Here is a 1,493-nt window from a genome sequence, read left to right as displayed (position 1 = left end):
TGCCGCTGCTAGCTCTTAAAGATAAACAAAGAGGCGGATTCAAGATGCGAGATCTCGAGGGTGTTCAAAACTCTGTGTCACAGCCAGCAGCCTCACAGGCTGATGTATTTGTCCAGGCGCTCGGGGAAGTGGATGGCCATCTGTGACAGCGTCAGATTCCAGTTCTGCACCGGGTGGGTCCAGCGCTCGGATGCCTTGAGTATACCGGCATAGAGCAGCTTCAGTAAGGCGTTCTCACTGGCGAAGCCACCCTTGGTCTTTGTCAGCTTGCGGAACTGGCGATGTACGGCCTCCACGGCATTGGTGGTGTAAATCGCAGTACGGACGTAATCAGGGTATTTGAAGTAGGCTGACAGGGTTGGCCACTTTTCCCGCCAGGACTTGATTACCATCGGGTATTTCTCGCCCCACTTGGCTTCCAGTTCATCGAGTGCGATTTCTGCGGCGTTCAGCGTTGCAGCCTTGTAGACGGGCTTCAGGTCGGCCATGAAGGCTTTCTGGTTTTTCGAGGCAACATACTTCAGTGAGTTACGGATCTGGTGAATCACGCAATGCTGGATTTCCGTTTTCGGGTAAATGCTCTCGATGGCTTCAGGGAAGCCTTTCAAGCCATCCACGCAGGCGATCAGGATATCCTTGACGCCACGGTTGTAGAGGTCTGTCAGCACGGTTAACCAGTGGTGGGCACCTTCCTGATCAGAGAGATAAAGACCAAGCAGCTCCTTCTTGCCCTCGATGTTCAGGGCAAGAATGGTGTAGATAGCCTTGCTGACGTAACGGCCGTTTTCTCTAATTTTGTAGTGAATGGCGTCAAGCCAGACAATCGGATAGATGGCTTCAAGATCACGTTCTCGCCACGCCTGTAGCTCTGGCAGGAGTTTGTCGGTGATGGCATTGATGGTGCCGTTGGACAGCTCGATATCATACATCTCGACAATGTGGGCGCGGATGTCCTGGTAGCTGTTGCCGAGGGCAAACAGGGCAATGATCTTGCGCTCCAACTCATCGGTCAGATGCGTCTGGTGTTTCTTGATAAGCTGGGGTTCGAAGGTACCGCTGCGGTCTCGGGGCGTTTTAAGTTCAAAGCTGCCGGCGGGGCCTTTCATGGTCTTACTGGTCGTGCCATTCTTGCGGTTCGGCGCGGTCTCTTCTGTAAGATGATTGTCCAGCTCGGCTTGCATCGCGGCTTCTGTGAGCTGCTTGATCAGCGGCGTGAGAATGCCGTCTTTGCCGGTCAGGTCTTTGCCTTCCTGTAGGGCCTTGAGAGCAGCATCAATGTCGAATGTGGGTTTGGTCATGTATCACCTCTTTGGTGTGTAGATTAAAGAAGTGACACAGAATTCTGAACACTACCGAGATCTCCCATTTCCCAAAGCGTAAGACAATCAGCCCTCTGAAAGCTTCCCCAAAGCCTGACTGAGATTGTCCCGCGCCGACACTTCCAGTCGCTCCCTCAGCTCAGCCGTGTGGTAAATCACCCCCTGATCCAGAAA

Annotated in this window: 1 protein-coding gene; it reads right to left on the bottom strand. The window is 53.2% G+C overall.

All coding sequences use genetic code 11. The features are described from left to right. Positions 1 to 92: 92 nt before the first annotated feature. Positions 93 to 1,298, bottom strand: a complete 1,206-nt coding sequence (locus A3754_RS05400) for an IS256 family transposase (RefSeq protein ID WP_063519023.1) — start codon at positions 1,296 to 1,298, stop codon at positions 93 to 95. Positions 1,299 to 1,493: the final 195 nt, after the last annotated feature.

Source organism: Alcanivorax sp. HI0083 (genome assembly GCF_001635175.1).
This window is presented reverse-complemented; position numbering and strand designations above follow the sequence as displayed.

What these genes read in the sequence shown, in the direction of transcription:
- A3754_RS05400 (WP_063519023.1), bottom strand. Translation starts at nt 1,298, where the DNA reads ATGACCAAACCCACATTCGACATTGATGCTGCTCTCAAGGCCCTACAG.